We start from the raw sequence: 25,360 nt of genomic DNA on the forward strand, positions 1-25,360 counted from the left end.
AAACTCAATTTGTCGGTAACTCAACCGACTTTAATCGCTGCAGTGTTTCCGCCAGGGAAGTGCAGTCATAAACGTCCTGCCGTAAAAAATCTTTGATAGCTTGAATACAGGTAATGGCCTGATCAATATTAGAATTGCTTCCGCTTACGTAGGCGCCAATATTAATAAGATCCTCAGCCTCTTTATAAACTGCCAGCAGTGTTCTAAGGCGTTGGGCTGAACGCAAATGCTCCTCATCTGCTATCTCCGCCATAATCCTGCTTACACTGGCAAGTACATCAACGGCAGGATAGTGGTTCCGGGCCGCCAGATTGCGGGATAGGACAATATGTCCGTCAAGAATGCTGCGAACAGCATCAGCGATCGGTTCATTCATATCATCGCCATCAACAAGGACCGTATAAATGCCGGTTATTGAGCCGGTATCACCGGTTCCGGAACGTTCAAGAAGTTTAGGTAACATGGCAAAAACAGAAGGTGTATAGCCTCTTGTAGCAGGAGGTTCGCCGACAGTCAGCCCAACTTCGCGCTGGGCGGAAGCAAACCGGGTAACGGAATCCATCATCAAAATAACATCTAATCCTTGGTCGCGGAAGAACTCGGCAACTGCAGTTGCGGTCAGTGCCCCCTTAATCCTGACCAAAGCCGGCTGGTCCGAAGTTGCAACAATCACAACCGAACGCCGTAAGCCTTCTTCGCCTAAATCCCGTTCAATAAACTCTCTAACTTCTCGGCCGCGTTCCCCAACTAGCGCGATTACACTAACGTCAGCCTCAGTATTTCTGGCGATCATGCCAAGCAGGGTGCTCTTACCGACTCCGCTACCGGCCATAATACCTATTCTCTGGCCACGCCCTATGGTAAGCAAACCATCAATCGATCGAATGCCAACCGATAATTTTTCCGTTATGCGTCGGCGGGTTAAGGGAGGCGGCGGTAAAGTATGAAGGGGATATTGTATATTGGTATACAATGGCCCCTGCCCGTCAATCGGGTTGCCAAGACCATCCAGAATTCTACCCAGCAACTGACGGCCAACGTTTACTTTTAGGGTTCTATGCCCGGAAATCACTTCACAGCCGGGTCCAATGCCCTGGATTTCGCCAATAGGCATTAGCAGCACCCGACCTTGTCTAAAACCAACAACCTCTGCCGGGATGGGCAAACTATTACCCCGCGGATAAATATAACACAGTTCGCCCAGATTGACGTTTGGCCCTTGCGATTCTATTACCAGGCCAATTATTTGCGTTATCCGGCCATTCAATTTAAGGGAGTCAGCATTGTGAATTGCCGACAAATATTTATCGGCGCTGAATTTTGCGATCACGGCGACACATCCTGAATGGCTTTGTGTATCATTTCAAATTTAGTGTCCAACCTTGCGTCCACTGTGCCGAAAGCTGTATCGACAACACAGCCGCCGGCAGCGACGGTCTGATCTGATACAATGGAAACGGCTTGCTCGTTTCCCATCATCATTTGCAGATCGCCCTTGGCCATGAGCACCATTTCAAAGTCTTCCGGATTAACACGAACAGTGACGCTTTCCTGATCACGAACTTTATTCAGCGCTTCCTTAACTATAGGTAAAATCGCAGTTGGGTTTTCTTCAAGTTCCCGCGCCACAATTTTACGGGCAATGGCTACCGCCATATCTATGATTTTTCGTTCGGCATCTGTAATCATATTTACTGCTTCTTGCTCGGCGGTGGAAATAATTTTTTGCGCCTTCTCGGCTGCAGTGTGAATTGCCTGCTTCATTTCTTCACGGGCCTCGAGATTGCCGTTTTCATAGCCCTCTTGCTTACCCAAGTCATAGGATTCCTTATACGCCTGTTGTTTTATCGCTTCTGCCTGTATTTGGGTTTCATCCATTAAATGTTGCGCTTTCTCTTCTGCCGCGGCGACTATTCTCTGCGCTTCAATTTTAGCCTCATTAATACATAGCTCCATTTCTTCCCTAGCGGCGGCGTAATCAAATTCCGGTTCCAATTTCGGCTCAGGCTCAGAATCATTTTCAGGTCCCTGTTCGGGAAATACAATACTTTCAATAATAACCGGAGTATGATTTACTGATACAATTTTAAACAAGTTAGACAATTATTTCGTCCCCTTTACCACGTGAAACAATTATCTCGCCGGATTCTTCGAGACGCCGGATATTATTAACGATTTTTTGCTGGGCCTCTTCCACATCCCTGATGCGGACAGGTCCCATATATTCAATCTCGTCGCGCAACATTTCACCGGCGCGTTTGGAAATATTTTTATAGATCTTACTGGATACGTCCTCGGAAGAAGCTTTTAAAGCCAATGCCAAATCCTTGTTGTCAATCTCCCGCAGTACCAGTTGCAGCGAACGGTCGTCAAGCAAGACAATATCTTCAAAGACGAACATCCGTTTCTTGATCTCTTCGGCTAATTCCGGATTTTGAACTTCCAGGTTTTCGATGATAGTCCGTTCTGTACTGCGGTCAACTCTGTTTAATACCTCAACAATGGAGTCCACCCCGCCGGCTGCGGTAAAATCCTGGGTTACTAAGGACGAAAGCTTTCGCTCTAAGATTCTCTCCACGTCTTTAATTACATCCGGTGACGTACGGTCCATGGTAGCAATACGCTTAGCCACATCAACCTGTCTTTCCGGCGGTAACGCAGAAATGATAGCTGCCGCTTGTTCAGGCTGAAGATATGCCATAATCAAGGCAATAGTCTGCGGGTGTTCATTCTGAATAAAATTTAATAGTTGCGCCGGGTCAGTCTTGCGGGCGAAATCAAAGGGTCGAATTTGCAAACTGGTTGTTAAGCGGTTTATGATATTTACCGCTTTTTCCGCCCCTAAAGCCTTTTCCAATATTTCGCGGGCATAGTCAAGTCCACCGGTCGTGATATATTCTTTAGCCAAACACATTTGGTGAAACTCGTTTAGCACTTTATCCTTTACTTCCTGGGAAAGTTTTCGTTGGTTGGCTATCTCAAGGGTCAATTTTTCAATTTCCTCTTCACGCATGTGCTTAAGCACCTGGGCGGATATATCAGGTCCTAAAGCAATCAAAAGAATTGCCGCCTTCTGTTTGCCGGTCAATTCATTTGATTGATACATTATGTTACCCCCCATCTACTATTCCTCGGCCAGCCAAGCTTTTAAGAGCTGAGCAACTTCTTCCGGTCTGGATTTAGCTAATTTCTCGATGGATCGACGCGTCTCATCTCTTTCTTCTGATTGGGAAATAAACGCTTCATCTTCGGCCGCAGCCAACTCATCCAATGTCTGCGACTCGAAAGCCGCAGCTTTTGCTTCTTCTTTTTGACGACGTTGTACGTACAGTCGCAGTAAGTACAGAGCAACAAGGATGGCCAGCACAACCAAGCCTGCTTTTAACAAAAATGCTTGCTGTTGCTGTTTAGCCAGCTCTTCTTCGTCTTTTCGCTGCTTGTCCAATACATCGTTGCCGAAGGGGATGCTTTCCACAGCAATCGTATCGCCCCGGCTGGCATTAATGCCAATAGCAGACGCTACGGTTCTCGCAATGCTGTCCTGCTGCGGCCTTGGTACAGCGGTATCGACTAAAACGGCAACAGTAAGCCGTTTAATTGTTCCCGGGGCACTGACCACTTTTTCCTTAGTTTCATTAATTTCATAATTACGGGTAACTTCTTTTTTCTCATAATTGGATTGAGTATTATTGCTTGTTACATAGCCAGGAATATTTGTTGTCGTACCCGGCACTCCCCCCACCGGATTAGGAGTGGTTCCATTATAATTTTCAGCTAATTCCTGTGAGCTTCGTATAATGCCTTTGTCATCAACCACTGGCTCAAAAGTCTGTTTGTCAAAAGTACGCTGATCGAAATTCAATTCCACATTTACTCGCGCCGCCGACCGTCCAACCCCGATGGTTTGGTCCAGCAAAGACTGCACATTCTTTTGCAATTCATCTTGTATTTTTTTTGTCAAATCAAATTGGGTCAGCGTTTGCGGTCCGGCTGATTGCGGCGAATCGCCCTGGTCATTTAAAACTCTGGCATAATTGTCAACAACAGTAATGTTTTCCGGTTTCAGCCCCTGCACGCTGTGAGCAACCAAATTCACGATTCCCTTTATTTGATCATGAGTAAGTTGGGCCGAGGGGCGTAATTTTAACATAATAGAAGCGGTAGCGGGTTTTTCATTCTTTTTATACAGGCTGTCTTCAGGCATTACAATATGTACCCTAGCTTTCTCAACCTCGTCCATCTGCTCAATGGTCCGAGTCAACTCTCCCTGAATAGCCTGTAATAGATTGACTTTATTCTGAAATTCGGTAGCCCCAAACTTATTTTGGTCAAACAATTCGAATCCCTTATTTCCCCGCGGTAAACCTTGTCGGGCCAGTTCCAATCGAACCTTATGCACGTCTTTGGAGGAAACCAGAATGGCAGACCCATTATTCCCGATTTCATAAGGGATTTTCATTTCTTTTAGCTTAGCAGCGACTTCACCTGCATCCTTAGCGTCTAAATTAGTAAATAAGGGCACATTGTCAGGCCTGCCGCCCCACCAATAGCTCCAAACTAAAATCGCCAAAAAAATAAATACCGCTGAGCCAATGATAAAGTATCGCTGTTTTTTGCTTAGATTTTGCCACAGTCGCAGAGACTGTTCCTTCCACTCGGCCATGGTCTCCACCCTTTCAATTCAGGAAAAGTATCCAGAATAGTTGTGACTGTTTTGTTCGAGTAGGTATGTCGCGTAATTCAACAATTATCATACCTGCATTCTCATTACTTCCTGGTAAGCGTCAATTATCTTGCTGCGTACCTGCATGGTAAGTTGTAAAGCTACGGATGCCTTCTCGGCCGCAATTGTTACTTCTGAAATATCCTGAATTTTACCCAGGGCCAAATTCAAAGAGGCTTGTCGTGATTGCTGTTGCAAGTTATTAACTTCACTTAATGCTTCAGATAAGAATTGTGTAAATGGCTTTTCAGGTTTTTCTGTACTAACAGCAGTATTAATTTCGGGAGCAATTCTGCCGGTTACCGGTTGTAGCGCCAACTGCTCAATCCCCACTTAGTTCCCCCCTTATTTACCAATTTCCAAAGCCTTGGCAGCCATACTCTTGGCAGCATTAACGGTTGCAACATTCGCTTCATAAGCCCGCGTAGCGGTAATCATATCCACCATTTCTGCAACTATATTTACGTTCGGCATTTCTACATAACCATCACGGTTTGCATCAGGATGATTAGGATCAAAAACCAGTTTAGGCGGAGAATCATCTTTGCTAATTTCCACTACCCGTACGCCGGACCCTACTGTCTCCATGTTGTTAGATAACATCTCTCCAAATGACATCTGCCCCTCTCGCGGTTCGAAAACTACCATTTGCCGCCGGTAAGGCCCGCCGGCAGCAGTCCGAGTGGTATTAACGTTAGCAATATTGTTGGAAATAACATCCATTCGAAGACGCTCGGCAGTCATTCCGGATGCTGCGCAGTCAATAGCCCGGAACATATTCATTACTATCGCCTCCCTTCATTAATAGCCGATTTAATTCCGGAAAAATAGCGATTCATTTGCTGGGCTAAAGCGTCGTAATATATACTGTTCTTTGCAAGACTTGCCATTTCAATATCAATATCAACATTATTCCCGTCGTTTCTGAGTGATGTATTCGTTATTGTTTGAATTTCCGGCGCAATATCGGTACCTTGCAGTGGTAGAGGCAAGTGGCGTCCATTCGTTCTAACCAAAGGCAATTTCTTTTCATTATTCACACCGATTGCCTTATTCAGCTGATCTTCAAAACTAACCTCACTTTTCTTGAAACCCGGTGTATCCACATTCGCAATATTGTTACTAATAACCCGCTGACGGAATGATGACGCATTCAAAGCCTGCTCCAGCACTTTAACTTGAGTCGACCCTACAAGCGAATTTAGCACCTGCAAACCCCCCATAATTATCTCCCAGAATAATAACCAATTTTGTGGAATTATGATGTATTTTGTAAAATTCAATTCCAATCTTATGCATAGTTCTCCATTTCTCGCAAAAATCCTTTCTGATATTGTTATGTATTCATTAACTTGGCATAGGTCTTTTGTCTTATTTTGTTGTAATTCAACAAAAAACGGCCGTTTTTTTATAAACGGCCGCCAAATTTCGACAAAAATTGTTGCTTGCTTGTCATTTATTGTTGTTTTTGAGCTTCTTAAGCTCATCAAGCAAACGCTCGTTCAACACCTTTATATACGTGCCTTTCATCCCCAAGGATTTAGACTCAATGACACCGGCACTTTCAAATTTCCGTAAAGCATTTACGATTACAGAACGGGTTATACCGACCCGATCGGCAATCTTACTTGCAACAAGCAGCCCTTCATTGCCTTCCAGTTCACTTAGTATATGCATCACAGCTTCCAGCTCGGAATAAGACAAAGTCCCCAAAGCAACTTGTACGGTAGCTTTCTTACGAGCCTCTTCCTCAATCTTTCCACTGCGGTCTCTTAATATTTCCATCCCGACGACAGTTGCCCCGTATTCTGCCAGGATTAAGTCATCATCTGTAAATTGATTATGAAATTTGGCCACGATCAAGGTGGCAATTCTCTCGCCAACCCCATGAATTGGCACAATTGTAGTAAATTTGTCATTGAACAGGCATTGAACGCCACTGCTAAAAGTGCACTCCCCAGCTTCAAGAGGAAGATTGGGAGACGTCTGATCAATTTTTAGCAACCATTCTACATAACGTTCAGGAAACAGACCTTTTTGCAATACCTTATCTTTCATGACATCACATTCAAAATCATCGAGAAGAGCATAGCCTAATATAGTTCCATCCTTGTTTACAATATAAACGTTTGCGGCCATAACATCGCTTAGTACGTGAGAAATCTCGCCATATTCCACATTCTCCGACTTTTGAAGCAGTTTGTTAATCGCACGAGTACGTTCCAATAACAACGACATTTAATTCCCGCCTTTCGACATCAATCTCATAATATAAAATGACTTAAGTCTTGGTTCACAACAATAGGATCCAATTTTTGTTTTACATATAACCGATCAATTGTTACCGTTTTTTCCTTTACATCGGGCGCCTCATACGCCAGATCTTCCAATAATTTTTCCAATATGGTATGTAGCCTTCGAGCGCCGATATTTTCTGTTTGAGCATTTACCTTAGATGCCGTCTCAGCCAATTCATCGATAGCATCCTCGGAAAATGAAATTGCTATCCCTTCTGTTTCCAAAAGGCTTACATACTGCTTAATTAAGGCATTTGCAGGTTCTGTCAGTATTTGTTTAAAATCTTCTTTCGATAGGTTGGTTAATTCGACCCGAATCGGAAATCTTCCTTGAAGCTCAGGTATAAGATCAGATGGCTTAGATACATGGAAAGCTCCCGCCGCGATAAACAATATATGGTCCGTTTTTACAGGACCGTATTTTGTCACCACAGTTGACCCTTCGACTATCGGCAGAATATCACGCTGTACACCCTCCCGCGAAACATCAGGGCCTGAAGAATGTCCTCGTCCTGCTATTTTATCAATTTCATCAAGAAAAATTATACCAGAGTTTTCAGCTATAGCGACAGCTTGCATAGTCACTTCATCCATGTCAATAAGTTTTTGAGCTTCTTCCTGGATAAAGATTTTACGCGCATTTGCCACACTTACTTTTCGCCTTTTTTGTTTCTTGGGTAACAAATTCCCTAACATGTCCTGAATATTGATACCCATCTCCTCAATGCCCGAGCCGGCAAACATCCCCATAACAGGTTGCGAATTATCCTCAACCGTTATTTCAATCAGTTCCTCCTCCAATTCACCGCTCTCAAGACGTGTTCTCCACCATTTACGTCCCGTTTCAAGGGCGGGTTCTTCTTCAGAGCCTTCCTGTTTGGACGGATTAGCTGCTGTGCCGCCGGCAAACAGAATCTCAAAAGGATTCCGCGGACTTTCTTTTTTGCCAGACGGCACAAAATACTCAACTATACGCTCGTTAGCAAGCTCTCTTGCCTTATCCATAACCTCCGTCATTTTATCCTGTTTTACCATACGAATAGAAGTTTCAACCAGATCACGAACCATAGATTCGACATCACGGCCAACATAACCAATTTCAGTAAATTTAGTAGCTTCAACTTTCACAAAGGGAGCATTGACCAGCTTTGCTAAACGCCTGGCAATTTCTGTCTTACCTACTCCGGTAGGTCCTATCATTAATATATTTTTGGGAATAATTTCTTCCTTTATCGCATCAGGAAGTCTTTTACTCCGCCATCGATTCCTTAATGCTATAGCCACCGATTTTTTAGCTTGCCGCTGACCGATAATAAACTTGTCAAGTTCGGCAACGATTTGTTTAGGCGTTAGTTCTTGCAAACTCATCCCCCCTAAAAATTCAAAGTTCTTCCACAGTAATATGGTTGTTAGTGTACACGCAGATTCCGGCAGCAATTTCCAGTGCGTTATAGACAATCTCCGCCACTGTCAGTGTTGAATATTTTAATAAGGCCCGGGCTGCCGCCAGTGCATATGGTCCTCCCGAACCGATGGCGGTTATGCCGTCGTCGGGCTCTATGACCTCGCCATTTCCTGAGATGATCAGTAAATGCTCCGAATCTACAACAATCAATAAAGCTTCCAGCCTTCTTAAAACCCGATCCATCCGCCACTCTTTCGCCAGCTCAACAGCAGCGCGCATCATATTTCCATTATATTCATCGAGCTTTCCCTCAAATTTAGTAAACAATGTAAAAGCGTCAGCTACAGATCCGGCAAATCCTGCCAAAACTTTCCCATTATAAAGACGGCGAACTTTTTTTGCATTATGTTTCATAACAGTGTTACCACCAAAGGTAACCTGTCCGTCGCCGCCAATGGCGGTTCGTCCCTCGTGCCGAACCGCAACAATCGTAGTTGCGTGAAACATGGTAACACCTCCGTTTCAGAATTTTCATGCCCGTGGGTGAGCTCCTTTATACGCAGCTTTTAATCTTGCAGTTGTAACGTGGGTGTAAAGTTGAGTGGTTGAAAGATTCACATGGCCCAGTAATTCTTGGACAGTCCTTAAATCAGCCCCGTTGTCAAGCAGGTGTGTTGCAAAGGTATGGCGAATGGTATGCGGACTTACTTTTTTGGCTATAGCCAATATATGGACATATTTCGAAACTATCCTTCTTATACTCCGATCTGTCAATGCTCCTCCCTTATTATTCACAAAAAAAGTATCATGCTCGCGAATAGACGTCAAATTTCTATTGCAGTAAAAATGCGGGCGGGATTGGAGTAAATATTGCTCCAGAGCTGCCGCGGCCGATCTTCCCATTAAAACGATACGTTCTTTTGATCCTTTGCCCGAGACCAGAACACAGCGGCTAACTAAATCGACGTCCTTTAAAGTAAGTCCGGCAACTTCACTTACCCGAACACCGGTTGCATACAAAAATTCCAGTAAAGCCTTGTCACGAATGCCGAATGGGTCCCCGGCCGGTAATTGAAGTAAATCTTCCATTTCTATTGCATCTAAAAATTCCGGCAGTTTTTTTTCTAGCTTCGGAGTACGTATCGAATTACATGGGTTTTCTATGAGAATGTTTTCTCGGCACAGGTAGCGAAAAAAAGATCTTAAAGCTGCAATCTTCCGCATTATAGTAGATCTGGCGTAGTTTTCGCCTTTCAGATTCGCCAGGTAACTTCGGATATGTATAGGAGAAATGTCAGGAAAAAGAAGATATGCAGTACTACCCGATGTTTCGGCAAAGGTAAGGAAATGCAGCAAGTCTGCTTGGTAATTTTTTACAGTATGAGGTGATGCGTTTTTTTCAACTTTTAAATAAAAAATAAATTTATCCAATAACCTATATGCTTGTTCCAGTTTATCAGAATTAGTCATAGCTTCCTGCCCAAAACAAAATTTAAATTTTTAAAATTTTGTTAAATTTTTATCCATAAGAATTAATTACTAATACAATACCACTAGCACAACACAATACTAACACAATAGGATAAATTGCGCAACCAATATTGTCATATTATTCAATAAACTCTTTCAGGGCATCCAACGACCGGATAGAAATCATATTATTTTTTTGTTTTTTATCTTTGATCTTCTGTTGTAAAGGCGGCAAAAGGCCAAAGTTTATATTCATCGGTTGAAAATTTTCCGGATTGGCCGTTGTTATATAATAACATAATGATCCGTGAGCTGTATCCCTTGGGAAAACCCGCGGGGTTAAGCCTTGACACAGGCGGGCGGCATTCATTCCAGCTACCAAACCGACGGCGGCAGATTCTACATATCCTTCCACCCCTGTTATCTGCCCGGCGAACAGAATTCCTGGCTCCTTGACTATTTGCAGCGTCGGCTGCAAAATCCGCGGCGAGTTTATGAAGGTATTGCGATGCATAACACCAAACCTGACAAACTCTGCCTTCTCCAGCCCGGGAATCATTCGAAAAACTCGCTGCTGCTCGGACCACTTTAAATGAGTCTGGAAACCAACCAAATTATAAAGCGTACCGTCAAAATTATCCTGCCGCAGTTGAACAACGGCAAAAGGTAATTCTCCCGTTGCGGGATGCCTTAGACCTACGGGTTTTAAAGGCCCGTAACGCATGGTATCAATACCTCTGGCTGCCATTGCCTCAATCGGCATACATCCTTCAAAAAATATAGCCTTCTCAAATTCTTTGATCGGCGCTGCCTCCGCATGCGTCAATTCAAACCAAAATTGTTCATATTGTTCTTTATTCAGCGGGCAGTTTAAATAGTCCGCATCACCCTTGTCATAACGGGAAGCTCGATAAATTTTTTGCCAGTTTAGGGAATCGGAACTTACTATGGGTGCGGCTGCATCGTAGAAATATAAGTATTCGCATCCAGTCAGTTTGCCAATGGCTTTCGAAAAAGCGGGGGACGTAAGGGGACCAGTGGCAATAACCAGCGGACGGCCGGTAGGAATATCCGTAATTTCATTATAAAAAATTTTTACTTTATTGTGATTAACCAGCGAATTTGTTATATAGCTGCTAAACGCCTGGCGATCCACCGCCAAAGCGCCACCGGCGGGAACACTCGTAAGATCAGCCGCTTTCATTACAAGTGAATCCAACCGACGCATTTCTTCCTTGAGGAGTCCCACGGCGTTATTTAGCCCGGCCGCCCGCAATGAGTTGCTGCATACTAACTCTGCAAACATGCCGGTATGATGAGCCGGAGTCATTACTCCCGGACGCATCTCATATAATTCCACTTCAATTCCAGCCTGAGCAATCTGCCAGGCTGCTTCGCTTCCTGCCAGGCCTGCCCCAATTACTGTTACCTTAGACACTCTTTTTCCCCCGCTTGACCTTTGTTGACTTTTCTTCGTCATTCCTCATGGCCGCCTGATTCCCTGGACAAGCGGCATTGGAACAGCGGGATGTAACTCCACCATTTTTGAATCTATGACGTACCATGAAGGAACCGCATTGCGGACATTTTTCCGCCAGCGGAGTGTCCCAGGTAGTAAAGTCGCATGCGGGATAATTTTCACACCCATAGAATGTTTTCCCCCGTTTAGTCCTGCGCTCAACTACAGCGCCTTGACATTTAGGACATTTTGCTCCGGTTTCCTTTACTAAGGGCTTTGTATTCCGGCATTCCGGAAAACCAGGACAGGCAAGGAAATCTCCATACCGCCCCTGCTTAATTACCATCATTCTGCCACAATTTTCGCATTTCACGTCCGACACTTGTACCGGAAGCTCAACATGTCCAATAGCTTCTTCGGCGTGGACTAAATCTTTGTTAAACGGTTCGTAAAACTGTCGCAGTACTTCCAGCCAGGATATATCTCCATCGGCAATATCATCTAACTGGTCTTCCATACCGGCGGTAAACTCCACGTCGACTATTTTTTTAAAATAGTCTTTTAGTAAATCAACAACCACAAAACCAAGTTCTGTGGGTTCAAATTTTTTTTCAACCCGTCTTACGTAACCGCGAGTAACAATGGTCTCTATTGTCGGTGCATAGGTGCTTGGCCGGCCAATGCCTTTTTCCTCCAAAATTTTTACTAAAGAGGCTTCCGTATAGCGCGGCGGGGGTTCAGTAAAGTGTTGAGCAGGCAATAATTTAGCCAGCTTTAATTTTTGCCCGACAGTTAATTCCGGCAACAGATTATCTTTATCCAACTCGGATATGCTGCTGTCTTCGTTTGTTTCCCCGCTGCCGGCACCGCCCTTGCCCGTATGGGAAAATGCCGCCAAAAATCCGGGGAATTTTAGTTGCGAGCCGGTTGCCCGAAATTTGTACCGGCCAGCCATTATTTCAATGGTCATAGTATCGTAGACGGCTGCCGTCATTTGGCTGGCGATAAACCGCTCCCAAATTAGGGTGTACAACTTCAACTGATCTTTGGTAAGATGCGATATCAATGCCTCCGGCGGAAGTTCAACACTAGTTGGCCTAATGGCTTCATGCGCATCCTGTGACCTTTTATTGGCGTAAACCGGCGGCTTCTCAGGCAAATAACTTGTTCCATGCTTACCGGCGATATATTGACGGGCATCCTGCTGCGCCAATTCCGACACCCGAGTTGAATCTGTTCGCATGTAGGTAATGAGACCAACATGCCCGGAACTGCCGATATCCAGCCCTTCATACAGTTGTTGGGCTACTGTCATGGTTTTGCGGGAAGTAAAGCCAATCCGGCGCGCCGCTTCTTGCTGAAGGCTGCTAGTAATAAATGGCGCGTAAGGATTACGTTTTCGCTCACGTTTTTTGACATCGGCAACTGAATATTCTGCCTGGCTTAATTCCGTCACCGCTGCGGAAGCTTGCGTTTCATCCTGTATTGAAATTTTTTGCCCGTCAATGGATACAAGTTCAGCGTCAAACGGTTTGCTGCTGGATTTTTCTTTTAGTTTTGCTGTTATTGTCCAGTATTCTTCCGGGACAAAGTTCTGAATTTCTTTTTCTCTATCACAAATAAGGCGAACGGCAACTGACTGGACCCGGCCGGCGCTTAAACCCTTACGAACCTTACGCCAGAGTAAAGGGCTCAATTTATAGCCGACGATTCGATCCAGTATTCTTCTTGCTTGTTGAGCAAACACGCGGGATAAATCAATGGGCCGCGGTTTTTTTACCGCCTGCTGGATAGCAGGTTTGGTAATTTCGTTAAATTCGATACGGCAAGCATTGACTACCGGAATATTAAGCAAGTGAGCCAAATGCCAGGCAATGGCTTCCCCTTCACGGTCGGGGTCTGTTGCCAGGTATATAGAACCAGCATTTTTGGCTGCTTCTTTCAAACTCTTGATAAGATCTCCTTTACCTCTGATATTGATATATTTAGGCTCAAAGTTATTTTCAATATCAACACCAAATTGACTTTTGGGCAAGTCCCTGAGATGCCCCATTGAAGCTTTAACAGTATAGTTTTTACCCAGAAATTTCTCAATCGTTTTGGCTTTGGCTGGTGACTCTACTACGACTAAAGCCTTACTCACCTAATTCCCTCCCTGGCGGCACGAATATAGCGTTGCCCGCTATGTTCAACCGTCAATCCGCGTAGTCCCAATTGCATTAATATATATGCAACCGTTGACGGCGATAATTTCGTCTTTATCACTATTTCTTCAATTCCCATAGGTAATTCAAAGTTTAACAAAGAGTAAACAATCTTCTCTTCCTCTAAAAGCTCCGGCGGCTTAGAGAAATTATCATCATCCTGTTCTTCATCCCACCCATACTCTTTCAACACATCTCCGGCAGTATCCACCAGTTTTGCCCCTTGTTTAATCAACCAGTGGGTGCCCCGGCTAGTTTCCGAGAAAACGCTGCCTGGTACGGCAAAAACGTCACGACCTTCTTCCAGGGCAAAGTCGGCAGTAATCAAAGCTCCACTTCTTTCAGCAGCTTCTACTATAATAACACCAAGGGCCATGCCGTTAATAATCCGATTGCGGGCCGGAAAGTGACCTGGGCTCGCCTTTGTTCCCGGAGCATATTCCGACACAACGGCGCCGCGCTCTTCGATCCTGGCTATCATTTTAGCATTTTCAGGCGGGTAGCATATATCCACTCCGGATCCCAGCACTGCCACCGTATAACCTTTCTCCAACGCCCCCTGGTGCGCTGAAGAATCAATTCCCCGGGCCGCGCCGCTTACAATGCCAACGCCGCTGCCAGCCAGCTCCGCCGCAAGCAGGCGTGCAATATTCTTGCCATACGCCGATGCCCGCCGTGACCCTACAACAGCAATCATTTTATCGTTGGCGGGCAATGTCCCCCGATAAAATAAAACCTGAGGCGGGTTAAAAGTATTTCGTAGTAGCGCGGGATAGTTATCATCTTTGAGACTGCATATTTTTATTCCTTGTTTGTCCCATTGGTCAGCTAAATGGTATATATCTATCTTATCCCGATATCCAATCAGATTATTACAAATATTGTTATCCAAGCACTTGGATAAAAATAAATCGCGCCGGTCAGCCAGCCAAGCTTGCCGGGCGCTACCAAAATAATCTTCCAGTGATTTAATTCGTGAGCTGCCAATACCTGGAACCATCTGCAAGGCAGCCAGATATAAATTCTCCATACGCTTTGTCCTCCGTGGGTGAGAGCTGCGAAAACTAAGATAAATATAATTATTAATTATATTAATTATCATTAGTTAATTGCAATACTTTGCAATATTATAACTGGCAAAAAAAGCAGGCGTCAAGAGCCGGACGTCCTAATTTGTATAATTTTTTGAACTTTTTACATGAAAATAATTTTTTGCAATATCATCCACTATGCTATAAGCAGCGTTTGGTTTCGCCATATTGAGAGCCTGCCGGCTGATAATGCCAAGCTGTTCCGGATTATTGATCAATAGCCTGTGCAGAATTAATTTTAGATCAGCAAGAGAGTCGGCGCAAACCGCAACTCCGTTCTTAGTAAGAAAGCGGGTGTTTGCTTCTTCTTGACCCGGTATAGGCCGAAATATTATCAATGGCAACCCGGTTGCCATAGCCTCGGCAGCACTCATCCCACCCGGTTTCGAGACGAAAATATCGGCAGCCGCCATTAACTCGTACACGTTATCAACATAACCATATATATGGGCCGGACGCCGCAGTGTATTTTTTAATTTGTTTAATTTATCATAAAGAGTCGTATTCTTTCCTGTAACCAGGACTAACTGCAAGGAAACGTCCAGGTTATTACATAAAGATAGGATTTGTTCCATGGGTAGTACGCCGGCGCCTCCACCCATAATTAAAATAGTTTTAAGGTCTTCTTTAAGTCCTAACTTTTTACGGGTTTGTTGTTTATTCAGTTTTTGCGTAAAGACAGGCAACACCGGAATACCGGTAATTCCTATTGACGACGGTTCAACTCCCTGCTGAATCATTGAGTCGCGTAACAATATGTCGGCCACATAATATCGTGCAATTTCCCGATATATCCATAACCGGTGCACGACGTAATCAGTAATAACAGCCGCAGCGGGAATGTTTATCTTACCTTGCCTTACAAGCCAGGCCACAAGACCCGCAGGTGTAGCATGAGTGCATACGATTACTGTCGGTTGGTAATCGGCTATGAATTTAAACATCCTCCCTGCAAGATAGCGGCTTAGCAAATCCCGGCTGTAAAGCGCCATACCGCTCGCATTTCCCCAGTCATACATCCTCCCGTAAGCTTGAGGATAATATTCCAGTATTTTTAAATACCCTTTCAGCAACAGCTCCCCGAATTGCGGACTAAAAAAATCAAAAACATTACAAATACAAGTTTCCACATCTGGATAGTGGTCAATTATAACGTCTGAAACAGCTTGCGCTGCCCGGGTATGCCCTGCACCGATAGGTGCGCTGATAAACAGAACTTTATTGGGGGCCATCTGCGTTCCTTTGCCCAGAAAAATTTAGTGGACCATAGAAAGTTATAGCCGTATGATCCGGGGTCTTCCTTAATAATTCGTCCACTGTCAGTCCTTTATACACCGGCTCATTACCAGCGATTTCCCGTAAGGGTATCAATACAAAACGCCTTTCAGGAACTCGCGGATGGGGCAGTTCCAGCGTGTTGGTTATAATTTGGATGTCGTCATACACCAAAAGGTCAATATCTATGTTGCGTGGTCCCCAGCGCACCTCTCTAATACGTCCCATTTGTTTTTCAATATCTAAACAGACGTTGAGCAGTTCTTCCGGGGCTAATGAAGTCATAATACTAACAGCCGCATTGAGGAAATTGGGCTGTTCCTTTAAACCTACCGGCTCAGTTTCATATAAAGATGATATTTGCTTGACTTTTATTTGAGGATGCTGGTCCAGCAATTCAATAGCATGGGCAATGTTTTGTTCGCGTGTTCGGCCAAGGGTATCAAGGTTGGAACCCAGTCCCAGTGCGATCATCGCTGTTGTCTCCGGGTGGCTTCAACTTCCACATAATCAAGCGCCGCAGCAATAGGCACCGAGGGCTTGCGCACCCGGACGGTTACTGTCTCTATTCTGGAATCCAAAGATAGTATTGCTTCCGCTAAATGGGAAGTAAGCGCTTCGAGAAGTTGGAAACGGTGGTTTTCAACCAAATCTTTGGTTTTATTGTATACATTTACATAATCAATTGTATGATTTAATTGGTCCGTATGACCTGCTTGCTCCAAATTAGAAGTCATTTCCACATCTACGTAAAATCTTTGGCCTAATTCCCTTTCATATTCATATACCCCGTGGAAACCATAAAAAACCATATTTTTTAAAGAAATTTTGTCACTCATCAGATACCCTCCTACTTAAAAAGCTACATTGATCATAGCATCTGTCATTTTTGCAATACGTACCATAGCTTTTACATCATGGACTCTAACAATATTTGCCCCTTTACTAATACCAAGAGCTACAGTTGCTCCTGTCCCCTCCATCCGATCATCCGGCGGCAGGCCTAGCGTCTCGCCAATGAATCGTTTGCGGGAGCTGCCCAGCAGAATAGGACAGCCTAAAGAACACAACTCATTCAATCTGGACATTACGATCAGATTATCTGCCGGTTTTTTGCCAAATCCTATTCCAGGATCGATGATGACCCTGTTGGGCTCTATCCCTGCTGTTGTACCAATCTCAATGCTATAACGTAAAAACTCACAAATGTGCGACATAATATCTCGTTCATATTCCACATGATTTTGGTTATGCATGATTACAATCGGAACGTCATATTGGGCGACAATTTTTGCCATCTCCGGATCATACTGTAATCCCCAAACGTCATTAATGATATGAGCCCCGGCCTTCAGTGCTTCCCCGGCAACACTTGCCTTGTATGTATCAACTGAAACCGGTATGGAAAAAGTATCAAGTACTTTTTCTAAGACAGGCAACAGTCTGTCCATTTCCTCAGCAGCTGATACTTTCTCTGATCCATAAGGCCTGGTGGATTCCGCGCCAATATCAAGAATGTCGGCCCCTTCCTCTATCATTTGCTCGGCATGCCGCAAAGCCGCGTCGATGCTAAAGTATCTGCCGCCATCCGAAAAAGAGTCCGGCGTAATATTCAGAATCCCCATCACCAAAGTATGTCCAGGTTCAATGGCTAATTTACATTTTTCCCAAGAAAACTCCCGGTATGGAAACTCCTCAGTGGCTAAGATTACAGTCTCAATCTCTGCTGCAAGTTTAGCAAGGCCCCATGGCTGCATTTTCAGTTGCGAAATGGCTTGGCGATACTGTTTTATGGTACCGCTTAATAATACATCAGTATATTCCAGGGTAAAGTCTGCCGCCCCCCGTGTAATCGACGCTTCCCCCCCTTTTGACAAAAAAGTTTGTTTCAATATATTGGCTGCCTTACTTTGCACTTTTTCTACCTTTATTGTTTTAAAAGTCGCTTTGGCTGACATAATGTTTGCCCCGGCTGCTTCACATTTAATTTTTTTCAGTTCGTTTCGAGCCTGCTCCTGGGTCTTAATATTAATAATGCGTGGATTATATATCATTATTATTTCACTCCTCCCTATTGCGGCAAAATATATTTTTATTGTATCATAAAATATTATAGAATAAAGATAATTATACATTTCTTAGAAAAAAAGGCTTAATTCGATAATATAGGAGGCTCATTAATGAGACAGCGTCTAACGCCGGATTCCTTTGCCCTTCCAGTCGAAGCAATAAAACAAGGCTACTATAGTGACAGTTATTTTTTGAGGACCAGTGAAATTTTAAACAAGGACAACCATCATCCCCGGGTACTGATGCAAATTTTTCAACGCCAGTCCGCAGTACTTTGCGGAATGGATGAAGCCATTGCCGTGCTGAAAAAATGCGCACATCAGCCGGAAGAGCTGACAATTCACGCTTTATATGACGGTGACCCTATTGATCCTTGGGAAACCGTTATGACGATTGAAGGTGACTTGGCAAACTTTTCCCACTTGGAAACAGTCTATCTTGGTGTAATATCCCGCCAAACAAAGATTGCTACTAACGTTCAGCGTGTAGTTAAGGCAGCAAACGGGAAACCCGTTCTCTTTTTCCCTTCCCGTTTTGATCATTATAGTGTACAAGCTAGCGACGGGTATGCTGCCCATATCGGCGGAATATACGGAGTGTCAACCCCTGCCAATGGGTCACTTTGGGGAGCCCCGGCGCTTGGTACAATTCCCCATGCCCTAATTGCCGCTTACGAAGGCAATACTGTTGCTGCTACCAATGCCTTTGACAAATATATTGACCCCTCAATTAACCGGGTCGCTCTGGTAGACTTCGACAATGACTGCGTAAGCACCGCTTTGGCCGTTGCCAAAGAACTAGGTGACAAGTTGTCGGCAGTACGTCTGGACACCGCCGACAATCTTGTGGATGTATCAGTTATTCCCCAAATGGGGCATTTTAAACCCACGGGCGTATGTCACCAGCTTGTAACCAATGTACGGGAAGCCTTAGACCGGGAAGGATTTGGTCACGTTGGCATAATGGTTTCGGGCGGCTTCACTGCGGAAAAAATCACCCAGTTTGAAGCATTAAACATTCCGGTAGATGTTTATGCAGTTGGAAGCAGCCTTTTTAATGATAACATAAATTTTACTGCGGATATCGTCATGGTGAATGGCCAGCCTTGTTCAAAAGTAGGTCGTAGCTATCGCCCCAACCCTAGACTAGCTTTAGTAAAATAGAATGACTAATACTGTAGAAAAAATTACCCGCCGAAAAAAGGCGGGTAATTTCATATCGATTCATCTCATCGATTACCATTATAAAGGATTCTTTCCCTTTTTATAGAAATGGATAAGTAATTTACCGATTCAGCGAAGAGAGGTGAATATCATGACCCAGCGCATGCCGGTTCTTTTCATCGGACACGGATCGCCGCTGAACGCGATAGCAGACAATGATTATACCCGTAGCCTCGGTAAAATTGCCAAATCAGTCCCAAAACCCAATGCCGTCATGGTAGTTTCAGCCCATTGGCTTACTGACCATACCTATGTTTCGTGTACTAAAAAGCCGAAAATTATTTATGACTTTTTTGGTTTTCCACCGGCGCTTTACGAACTGACCTACCCCTGCGCGGGAGCACCCGAATCTGCCCGGTCCGTCCCTTCTCTGGTGACGCATACTAATGTACAATGCAATGATACCTGGGGAATCGATCATGCTGCCTGGGCAGTACTGCGCCACATGTATCCTGCAGCGGACATACCGGTATTCGAAATGAGTATCGCTTATAAAAAGCCTGCCGAATACCATTATCAATTGGCACAGCAGCTTCTGCCTTTGCGTGATCAAGGTATTCTTATTATTGGCAGCGGCAATGTCGTTCATAATCTTAGGCTAGCTGACTTTCATAATATGGATGCCAAACCGCTTCCATGGGCGGAAGAATTTGACACCCAGATAAAGAGATATCTTGGCAACAAAGATCATGAAAGTTTGATACACTATACCAGGCTGACAGGATCATCATTGGCAATTCCGACTAATGATCACTACTTACCTTTAATGTATCTCATTGGTCTACAGCAAAACAACGAAAATGTACATTTTATTTTTGAGGGCATCCAAAACGCTTCTGTTTCCATGCTCAGTCTAATATGCGGGCCCCATTAATATTTAATCTGATATTTATAATCGGTTTTTATATTCTCGGGTTAATATATTTTACCAGTACCCATCCATGCTTGTCTTTATGTTGAATTTCCCAAAAATCTTCATCAGGCGACTTGCCTACCACTTTTACAAAATCCCCAAGTTTCAATTCTTCAATAACGCTGTCTGTCGTAGAAGGAGAGGAATACACTTTCACCCTATCGGAATTAGCATAACCAATAAAAGTAAACGATGCTTCAGCAATACCCAAGAAAGCCAGGGTCACAGTTATGATCAATAAGGCGCCAAGTATTCCAGGTAATTTGCGTCTCAAAATTATTCACTCCTTTTAGCTATCTATTATCTATTATTATCTATTATTATCTATGGCTTTCAAATTATTACGATAATGAATAGCTTCAGCAACATGTTGTCCGCTGATTTTTTCACTTCCGGCCAAATCAGCAATAGTGCGGGCGACTTTTATGATACGGTCATAGCCTCTGCCGCTTAAGTTCATCTTGGTAAATGCCTGTTTTAATAATCCCTGAGCATCATCAGTCATGGGACAAGCAGATTTTAAATGTTTATGACTCATTTGTGCATTGCAAAACAAGCTATGGTTTTTCAGACGTTCCCATTGTATTGCCCTGGCATTCTCCACACGCTGTCTGATTGTCGCTGAAGATTCGGCAGGAGCAGTATTAGTAAGTTCATTGTATTCCAGACGGGGAACATTAATATGAAGATCTATACGGTCAAGTAACGGGCCTGAAATCTTTTTTACATAACGGCGGATTTCATTTGGGGAACAAGAACAAGAGTGGCTGACATCGCCTAAATAGCCGCACGGACACGGGTTCATCGACGCGATAAGCATGGACTTAGCAGGGAATGTCAGTGAAGCGTTTACGCGTGAAATAGTAACCTGTCCATCCTCCAAAGGCTGTCGCAGCACTTCTAATACAAGTCTCGGGAATTCAGGAAGTTCATCTAAAAATAGTACGCCATTATGACTTAATGTGACTTCACCAGGTCGTGGCATACTGCCACCACCTATCATGCCTGCGGTAGAAATCGTGTGATGCGGATTTCTAAATGGTCTGACAGTTATTAAGCCCGAGTTGTTTTTTAATAACCCGGCTACACTGTAAATTTTGGTAACTTCCAACGCTTCCTGATTAGACATGGCAGGTAAAATTGAAGGAATACGTTTAGCTAGCATTGTTTTACCTGAACCGGGGGGACCAATCATGATTACATTATGTCCACCAGCCGCTGCAATTTCCAATGCTCGTTTGGCAACAACCTGGCCCTGTACATCGGCAAAATCATCGCCAATGGCGGCGGTCGTCTCATCACTGTCAACAGGCTCAACAGGCAGAATTGTTTCTTCCCCGCGAAGATGTTTTACAATCTGCATCAGATTATCAGGGGCATATACTGTAAGCTTTTCTGCCAACAGGGCTTCCTTTGCATTATCCATGGCAACAATTACATTTGGTAATCCATGTTCTGCGCAGTGGATGACCATCGGCAAGATGCCCGAAATGCCACGCAATTTGCCTTCTAAAGACAGTTCACTGGCGAAAGCGTAGTTCTGGCAACTTTCTTTAGGAATTTGCCCACTTGCTGCCAAAATCCCGACGGCTATAGGCAAATCTAAGCCTGAACTATCTTTTTTTATGTCGGCAGGGGCTAAACTCACTGTAATTCGGCGATTGGGGAATTTGAAACCGGCGTTATTTATCGCCGCCCGCACCCGTTCTTTCGATTCGCGAACGGCAGTGTCTGCCAAACCGACAATATCAAGCCCGGGAATGCGGTTGGCTATGTCTATTTCAACACTGATTAAAATACCATTTATTCCCAAAGTAGTGGACCCATAGGTTTGCGCAAACACAAGATACCCCCGAAACGAATTAGTAACAGTCAAAAGCACCGATGATATGGTTAAAATTCACTGAATGGCTATACCAATAGATTTCAATAACATCAAAGCGGCAGGCAACATCCGTCAGGCCGTTTTGATTCATATAGATAAGGGCAGTATTCATTATCTTTCGCTGCTTTTTATAGCCAACGGCCTCTGCAGGCACACCGTATAATGTGGAGCGTCTTGTTTTCACTTCAACAAATACCACGCAATCATCGTTCTTATCTCGGGCAACAATATCTATTTCGCCTGTTTTGGCACGATACTTCGTCGCAAGTATACGATAGCCATGATTAATTAAATAATCAGTTGCAGCCTGCTCTCCCGTCTCGCCAAGACGCAAATGTCTCATCTTGCTATTCCTTCATTTGCCTTAATATTGATCCCCAATTTGGCCTTTTCCCCACCTTCTGGTCGACATAATATATGTATGCAAGTACTTCCGCGACGGCTTGATAGAGTTCCGGCGGTATTTCACGGTCCAGTTCAACCGCCATCAGCATACCCGTCAGGGTTTTATTCTGATAAACCGGGATAGCATTTTGCTTGGCCGCATCCAAGATTTGCTCAGCAATAAATCCTGCACCTTTGGCAATTACTCTGGGCGCCCGTTCTTGGTCTTCCTTATAGCGTATAGCTATCGCTTTTTTGGGTTGTTCGGTGTTATTGTCACTCACGCTGCCTCTCCTTACATCAAAATAGAGACATTTCCGGCGAATCGTTATTTTTAACAGGGGCAAAGCTCTTGCGGTGAACCGGGCAAGGCCCATATCGTCGCAAAGCATTAAGGTGGTCCTGGGTAGCATATCCTTTGTGGCGGTTAAACCCGTATTCGGGATATTGCCGGTGGAGTTCTTCCATAATTCTGTCCCGTTCAACTTTGGCAACGATTGAAGCGGCAGCAATGGATGCACTAACCCCGTCGCCGCCTATAATTGATAGCGCCGGCATAGGCAAATCAGACAGGGGCACAGCGTCAATAAGTACGGCCTGAGGCTTGGGTAACAGCCCGTTGATAGCGGTATACATACCTATTTTTGTTGCCTGATAAATATTAACTTTATCAATTTGCTCTACATCAATTACAGAGTGATAAACGGCAACAGCCTCACATTTGATGATTCGATATATTTCATCCCGTTGAGCAGCTGATAATTTTTTTGAGTCGTTAAGATAAGAAATATGATAGGCAACAGGTAAAATAACTGCTGCAACTACCACCGGCCCGGCCAAAGGACCTCTACCGGCCTCGTCAACGCCGGCGACGAATTTACAGCCTTGCTCGTAAAAATTACGCTCATGCTCGTATAAAGCTCGGACTCTGGCGAATTCACGATTTACTTTTTCAAACCGCAGTTCCCATTTATGTACAAGGCGTTGAACTGAGACACGAGGATCCCTTTTTAGTAAATCTACGGTATCTTGCGAAACATCTTGGTGCTCCAATAATAAAGCAACATCCTTAATATGTTTTAGCATATTACGCAAACATTCCCTCCATAGGGTATAGGGGATAAGGTCAAAATTGGGGATAAATCGTAAGTATTATTTATACTTAGTATTCTTGACAGAAAAATTAAATCCTGCAATTATGAAAACCATCTTGAAGAAAACTTAACTCTTGCTAAATCTCCACTACCGAGTGCGGTTATGAGGTTATAAATAAACGGCTAAACCCAGTAGGTTAGCCGTTGACATTTCGGAATGAATTAATTGTTGCTCATACCATCTAATTCAGTATTTGGCCGGTCCAATGTAAAGCCGCCAAGTTTACCTGAGCGAAATTCGTTGAGTACAATTCTCCCTGCTTTATCGTAATCCACTATCCCGCCACTACGCAAACAGCCACGCCGCGCCGCAATAAGTCCTAATAGTTCTGAGTCGTCGGCAGGCAAGGGCAAAGGCAGATTGTAACGGGTAATAAGTCTTTCGCTGTAGTCGTCCCGTAATAATCCGACAAGCTTTAATATCACTTTTTCCGCATCATAGACGTCATCTTTAATTGCGCCGGTAGCTGCCAACTTAAAGGCTATTTCCTGATCATCCAGTTTGGGCCATAATACGCCGGGAGTATCGAGAAGTTCCAAATTCTTTCCAACTTTGATCCATTGTTGTCCACGGGTAACTCCCGGCTTATCCCCTGTGCGTACGGTAGCGCTTCCCAGCAAACGGTTAATCAGAGAGGACTTTCCTACATTAGGTATACCTAAAATCATTGCCCGTACAGCTCTTGGTTTAATCCCTTTTGCCGCTAACTTAGCTAATTTATCACCGGCAATTTTTTCAACCTGCCCAATCAGGTTTTTCATCCCATTCCCACTGGCTGCGTCTAACGCAACTACGGAAAAATTCATATTTTGAAAATGAGACATCCATTGTTTCGTTAGCTCCGGTTCTGCCAAATCGATCTTATTCAGCGCTACCACGTGCGGTTTTTCGCCAATAATCTCGCTAATGACGGGATTGGCACTGCTATATGGAATTCTGGCATCTAGCAATTCAATCACTACATCAATTAATTTAAGCTGTTCGCGAATCATACGCTGCGCTTTAGCCATGTGCCCGGGAAACCAATGAATGTGCATGCATTGCACCTCGCTTAATTTGAGAAGTCAGAATTCAGGAGTAAGGACTCAGAAGTGAATAGAAGCATTCTGTCCAAAAAATGACCATTTCATTCCTCTGTTGGCGCCGCCGTAGCGGCACGAGGCTCCAGAATATCTGGATAAATAATCATGGCAAGGTTTTTATGTGATCAAGCGGCCAAAATACAGTAACTGCTTTTCCTTTTAATAATTCCACCGGGACAAATCCAACGTTCTTAGACCGGCTATCCTCCGAATTATTACGATTATCCCCCATCACGAAAATTTGTCCTTCCGGTACAGTAGCCAGGGGATAAGGATCTCGAGTGCGTTCAAGAATATATGTTTCATTTTGTAATTGTCCGTTAACAAAAACACGACCATCTTTAATTTCGATGGTGTCACCGGGTATGGCAATCACTCTTTTGATAAAATCCCGGCTGGGATCGCGAGGATAGCGGAATACTACAACTTCACCTTTTCCCGGCGACTTAAACCGATATATAAATTTGTTGACGATTAAACGCTCACCATTTACCAGGGTAGGTCGCATGGAAGGTCCTTCAACCATATATAGTTCCACGATATAGTATCTGATAAAAAAAGCCAGCACTACAGCAATCAGAATGGATATAACCCAATCTTTTATTTCGTCGCCCAAACTTTTATCGTCGCTCTCTTTCTCAGTTCTTTCTTTTACTGTTTTACTCTCTTCTTCCATATTTTTTATACCTTACCCCCTTTCCCGGATGGGAAATGAAGAAAAGGG

At 44.1% G+C, this 25,360-nt stretch carries 27 protein-coding genes; 2 read left to right on the forward strand and 25 right to left on the reverse strand.

Going from position 1 to position 25,360, the window contains the following annotated elements:
• Positions 1-4: 4 nt before the first annotated feature.
• The 18 genes from fliI to folP form a co-directional block, all read right to left on the reverse strand.
• Positions 5-1,327 carry a flagellar protein export ATPase FliI gene (fliI, locus tag MAMMFC1_RS19205; RefSeq protein ID WP_126310787.1) on the reverse strand — a complete coding sequence of 441 codons (1,323 nt, stop codon included), beginning with the start codon at positions 1,325-1,327 and terminating at the stop codon, positions 5-7.
• Positions 1,327-2,103 (reverse strand): FliH/SctL family protein, encoded by a 777-nt coding sequence (locus MAMMFC1_RS19210; protein WP_126310049.1) that lies wholly within the window; start codon positions 2,101-2,103, stop codon positions 1,327-1,329. Before MAMMFC1_RS19210 ends, fliI begins: the two co-directional genes overlap by 1 nt.
• Positions 2,096-3,106, reverse strand: a complete 1,011-nt coding sequence (gene fliG, locus MAMMFC1_RS19215; RefSeq protein WP_126310050.1) for a flagellar motor switch protein FliG — start codon at positions 3,104-3,106, stop codon at positions 2,096-2,098. Before fliG ends, MAMMFC1_RS19210 begins: the two co-directional genes overlap by 8 nt.
• Positions 3,107-3,124: 18 nt before the next feature.
• Positions 3,125-4,663 (reverse strand): flagellar basal-body MS-ring/collar protein FliF, encoded by a 1,539-nt coding sequence (gene fliF, locus MAMMFC1_RS19220; protein WP_126310051.1) that lies wholly within the window; start codon positions 4,661-4,663, stop codon positions 3,125-3,127.
• Between the two features lie 87 nt (positions 4,664-4,750).
• A complete protein-coding gene (fliE, locus tag MAMMFC1_RS19225) occupies positions 4,751-5,056 on the reverse strand; it encodes a flagellar hook-basal body complex protein FliE (RefSeq protein WP_126310052.1) in 306 nt (101 codons plus the stop codon).
• A gap of 12 nt (positions 5,057-5,068) precedes the next feature.
• Positions 5,069-5,506 carry a flagellar basal body rod protein FlgC gene (flgC, locus tag MAMMFC1_RS19230; protein WP_126310053.1) on the reverse strand — a complete coding sequence of 146 codons (438 nt, stop codon included), beginning with the start codon at positions 5,504-5,506 and terminating at the stop codon, positions 5,069-5,071.
• Positions 5,507-5,508: 2 nt separating this feature from the next.
• Entirely contained in the window at positions 5,509-6,210 is a 702-nt protein-coding gene (gene flgB, locus MAMMFC1_RS22490; protein WP_232035555.1) for a flagellar basal body rod protein FlgB, read from the reverse strand.
• Positions 6,176-6,961, reverse strand: coding sequence for a GTP-sensing pleiotropic transcriptional regulator CodY (gene codY, locus MAMMFC1_RS19240; protein ID WP_126310054.1), 786 nt, complete (start codon positions 6,959-6,961; stop codon positions 6,176-6,178). The genes flgB and codY overlap by 35 nt, the downstream gene beginning before the upstream one ends.
• A 26-nt stretch (positions 6,962-6,987) precedes the next feature.
• The gene (hslU, locus tag MAMMFC1_RS19245; protein ID WP_126310791.1) at positions 6,988-8,382 is read right to left on the reverse strand and encodes an ATP-dependent protease ATPase subunit HslU; all 1,395 of its coding nucleotides are present in this window, start codon (positions 8,380-8,382) and stop codon (positions 6,988-6,990) included.
• A gap of 19 nt (positions 8,383-8,401) precedes the next feature.
• Positions 8,402-8,932 (reverse strand): ATP-dependent protease subunit HslV, encoded by a 531-nt coding sequence (gene hslV, locus MAMMFC1_RS19250; RefSeq protein ID WP_126310055.1) that lies wholly within the window; start codon positions 8,930-8,932, stop codon positions 8,402-8,404.
• Between the two features lie 24 nt (positions 8,933-8,956).
• Complete coding sequence (gene xerC / locus MAMMFC1_RS19255) at positions 8,957-9,895, reverse strand: tyrosine recombinase XerC (protein ID WP_126310056.1); 939 nt, start codon at positions 9,893-9,895, stop codon at positions 8,957-8,959.
• Positions 9,896-10,034: 139 nt separating this feature from the next.
• Positions 10,035-11,333, reverse strand: coding sequence for a methylenetetrahydrofolate--tRNA-(uracil(54)-C(5))-methyltransferase (FADH(2)-oxidizing) TrmFO (gene trmFO / locus MAMMFC1_RS19260; RefSeq protein ID WP_126310057.1), 1,299 nt, complete (start codon positions 11,331-11,333; stop codon positions 10,035-10,037).
• Entirely contained in the window at positions 11,326-13,497 is a 2,172-nt protein-coding gene (gene topA, locus MAMMFC1_RS19265) for a type I DNA topoisomerase (RefSeq protein WP_126310058.1), read from the reverse strand. Before topA ends, trmFO begins: the two co-directional genes overlap by 8 nt.
• Positions 13,494-14,588 carry a DNA-processing protein DprA gene (gene dprA, locus MAMMFC1_RS19270; protein WP_126310059.1) on the reverse strand — a complete coding sequence of 365 codons (1,095 nt, stop codon included), beginning with the start codon at positions 14,586-14,588 and terminating at the stop codon, positions 13,494-13,496. Before dprA ends, topA begins: the two co-directional genes overlap by 4 nt.
• Positions 14,589-14,726: 138 nt before the next feature.
• Entirely contained in the window at positions 14,727-15,881 is a 1,155-nt protein-coding gene (locus MAMMFC1_RS19275) for an MGDG synthase family glycosyltransferase (protein WP_126310060.1), read from the reverse strand.
• Positions 15,868-16,398, reverse strand: coding sequence for a 2-amino-4-hydroxy-6-hydroxymethyldihydropteridine diphosphokinase (folK, locus tag MAMMFC1_RS19280; RefSeq protein WP_126310061.1), 531 nt, complete (start codon positions 16,396-16,398; stop codon positions 15,868-15,870). The genes MAMMFC1_RS19275 and folK overlap by 14 nt, the downstream gene beginning before the upstream one ends.
• Positions 16,395-16,763 (reverse strand): dihydroneopterin aldolase, encoded by a 369-nt coding sequence (gene folB, locus MAMMFC1_RS19285; protein WP_126310062.1) that lies wholly within the window; start codon positions 16,761-16,763, stop codon positions 16,395-16,397. Before folB ends, folK begins: the two co-directional genes overlap by 4 nt.
• A gap of 15 nt (positions 16,764-16,778) precedes the next feature.
• The gene (folP, locus tag MAMMFC1_RS19290) at positions 16,779-17,978 is read right to left on the reverse strand and encodes a dihydropteroate synthase (protein WP_126310063.1); all 1,200 of its coding nucleotides are present in this window, start codon (positions 17,976-17,978) and stop codon (positions 16,779-16,781) included.
• A 126-nt stretch (positions 17,979-18,104) separates the two neighbouring features.
• Between folP and MAMMFC1_RS19295 the strand changes: the two genes are divergently transcribed.
• Together MAMMFC1_RS19295 and ygiD are read left to right on the forward strand one after the other, a co-directional pair.
• Positions 18,105-19,157 (forward strand): nicotinate phosphoribosyltransferase, encoded by a 1,053-nt coding sequence (locus tag MAMMFC1_RS19295; protein ID WP_126310064.1) that lies wholly within the window; start codon positions 18,105-18,107, stop codon positions 19,155-19,157.
• Positions 19,158-19,308: 151 nt separating this feature from the next.
• The gene (gene ygiD, locus MAMMFC1_RS19300; RefSeq protein WP_197723852.1) at positions 19,309-20,091 is read left to right on the forward strand and encodes a 4,5-DOPA-extradiol-dioxygenase; all 783 of its coding nucleotides are present in this window, start codon (positions 19,309-19,311) and stop codon (positions 20,089-20,091) included.
• A 28-nt stretch (positions 20,092-20,119) separates the two neighbouring features.
• Here the strand turns inward: ygiD and MAMMFC1_RS19305 are convergent, their stop codons facing one another.
• From MAMMFC1_RS19305 to lepB, 7 genes are all read right to left on the reverse strand, one after another.
• Entirely contained in the window at positions 20,120-20,404 is a 285-nt protein-coding gene (locus MAMMFC1_RS19305; protein WP_158618820.1) for an SH3 domain-containing protein, read from the reverse strand.
• Between the two features lie 36 nt (positions 20,405-20,440).
• Positions 20,441-21,973: a YifB family Mg chelatase-like AAA ATPase gene (locus MAMMFC1_RS19310; protein WP_126310066.1), complete on the reverse strand. Its 1,533-nt coding sequence runs from the start codon at positions 21,971-21,973 to the stop codon at positions 20,441-20,443.
• A gap of 19 nt (positions 21,974-21,992) precedes the next feature.
• Positions 21,993-22,358: a YraN family protein gene (locus MAMMFC1_RS19315; protein WP_126310067.1), complete on the reverse strand. Its 366-nt coding sequence runs from the start codon at positions 22,356-22,358 to the stop codon at positions 21,993-21,995.
• A gap of 4 nt (positions 22,359-22,362) precedes the next feature.
• On the reverse strand, positions 22,363-22,683 hold the full coding sequence (locus MAMMFC1_RS19320) for an EscU/YscU/HrcU family type III secretion system export apparatus switch protein (protein WP_232035556.1): 321 nt from the start codon (positions 22,681-22,683) through the stop codon (positions 22,363-22,365).
• Positions 22,684-22,699: 16 nt separating this feature from the next.
• Positions 22,700-23,485, reverse strand: coding sequence for a ribonuclease HII (locus MAMMFC1_RS19325; protein ID WP_126310797.1), 786 nt, complete (start codon positions 23,483-23,485; stop codon positions 22,700-22,702).
• Between the two features lie 230 nt (positions 23,486-23,715).
• Positions 23,716-24,600 carry a ribosome biogenesis GTPase YlqF gene (gene ylqF / locus MAMMFC1_RS19330; protein WP_126310068.1) on the reverse strand — a complete coding sequence of 295 codons (885 nt, stop codon included), beginning with the start codon at positions 24,598-24,600 and terminating at the stop codon, positions 23,716-23,718.
• Between the two features lie 139 nt (positions 24,601-24,739).
• Positions 24,740-25,312 (reverse strand): signal peptidase I, encoded by a 573-nt coding sequence (lepB, locus tag MAMMFC1_RS19335; protein ID WP_126310069.1) that lies wholly within the window; start codon positions 25,310-25,312, stop codon positions 24,740-24,742.
• Positions 25,313-25,360: the final 48 nt, after the last annotated feature.

The organism is Methylomusa anaerophila, from assembly GCF_003966895.1.
GTDB lineage: Bacteria > Bacillota > Negativicutes > Sporomusales > Sporomusaceae > Methylomusa > Methylomusa anaerophila.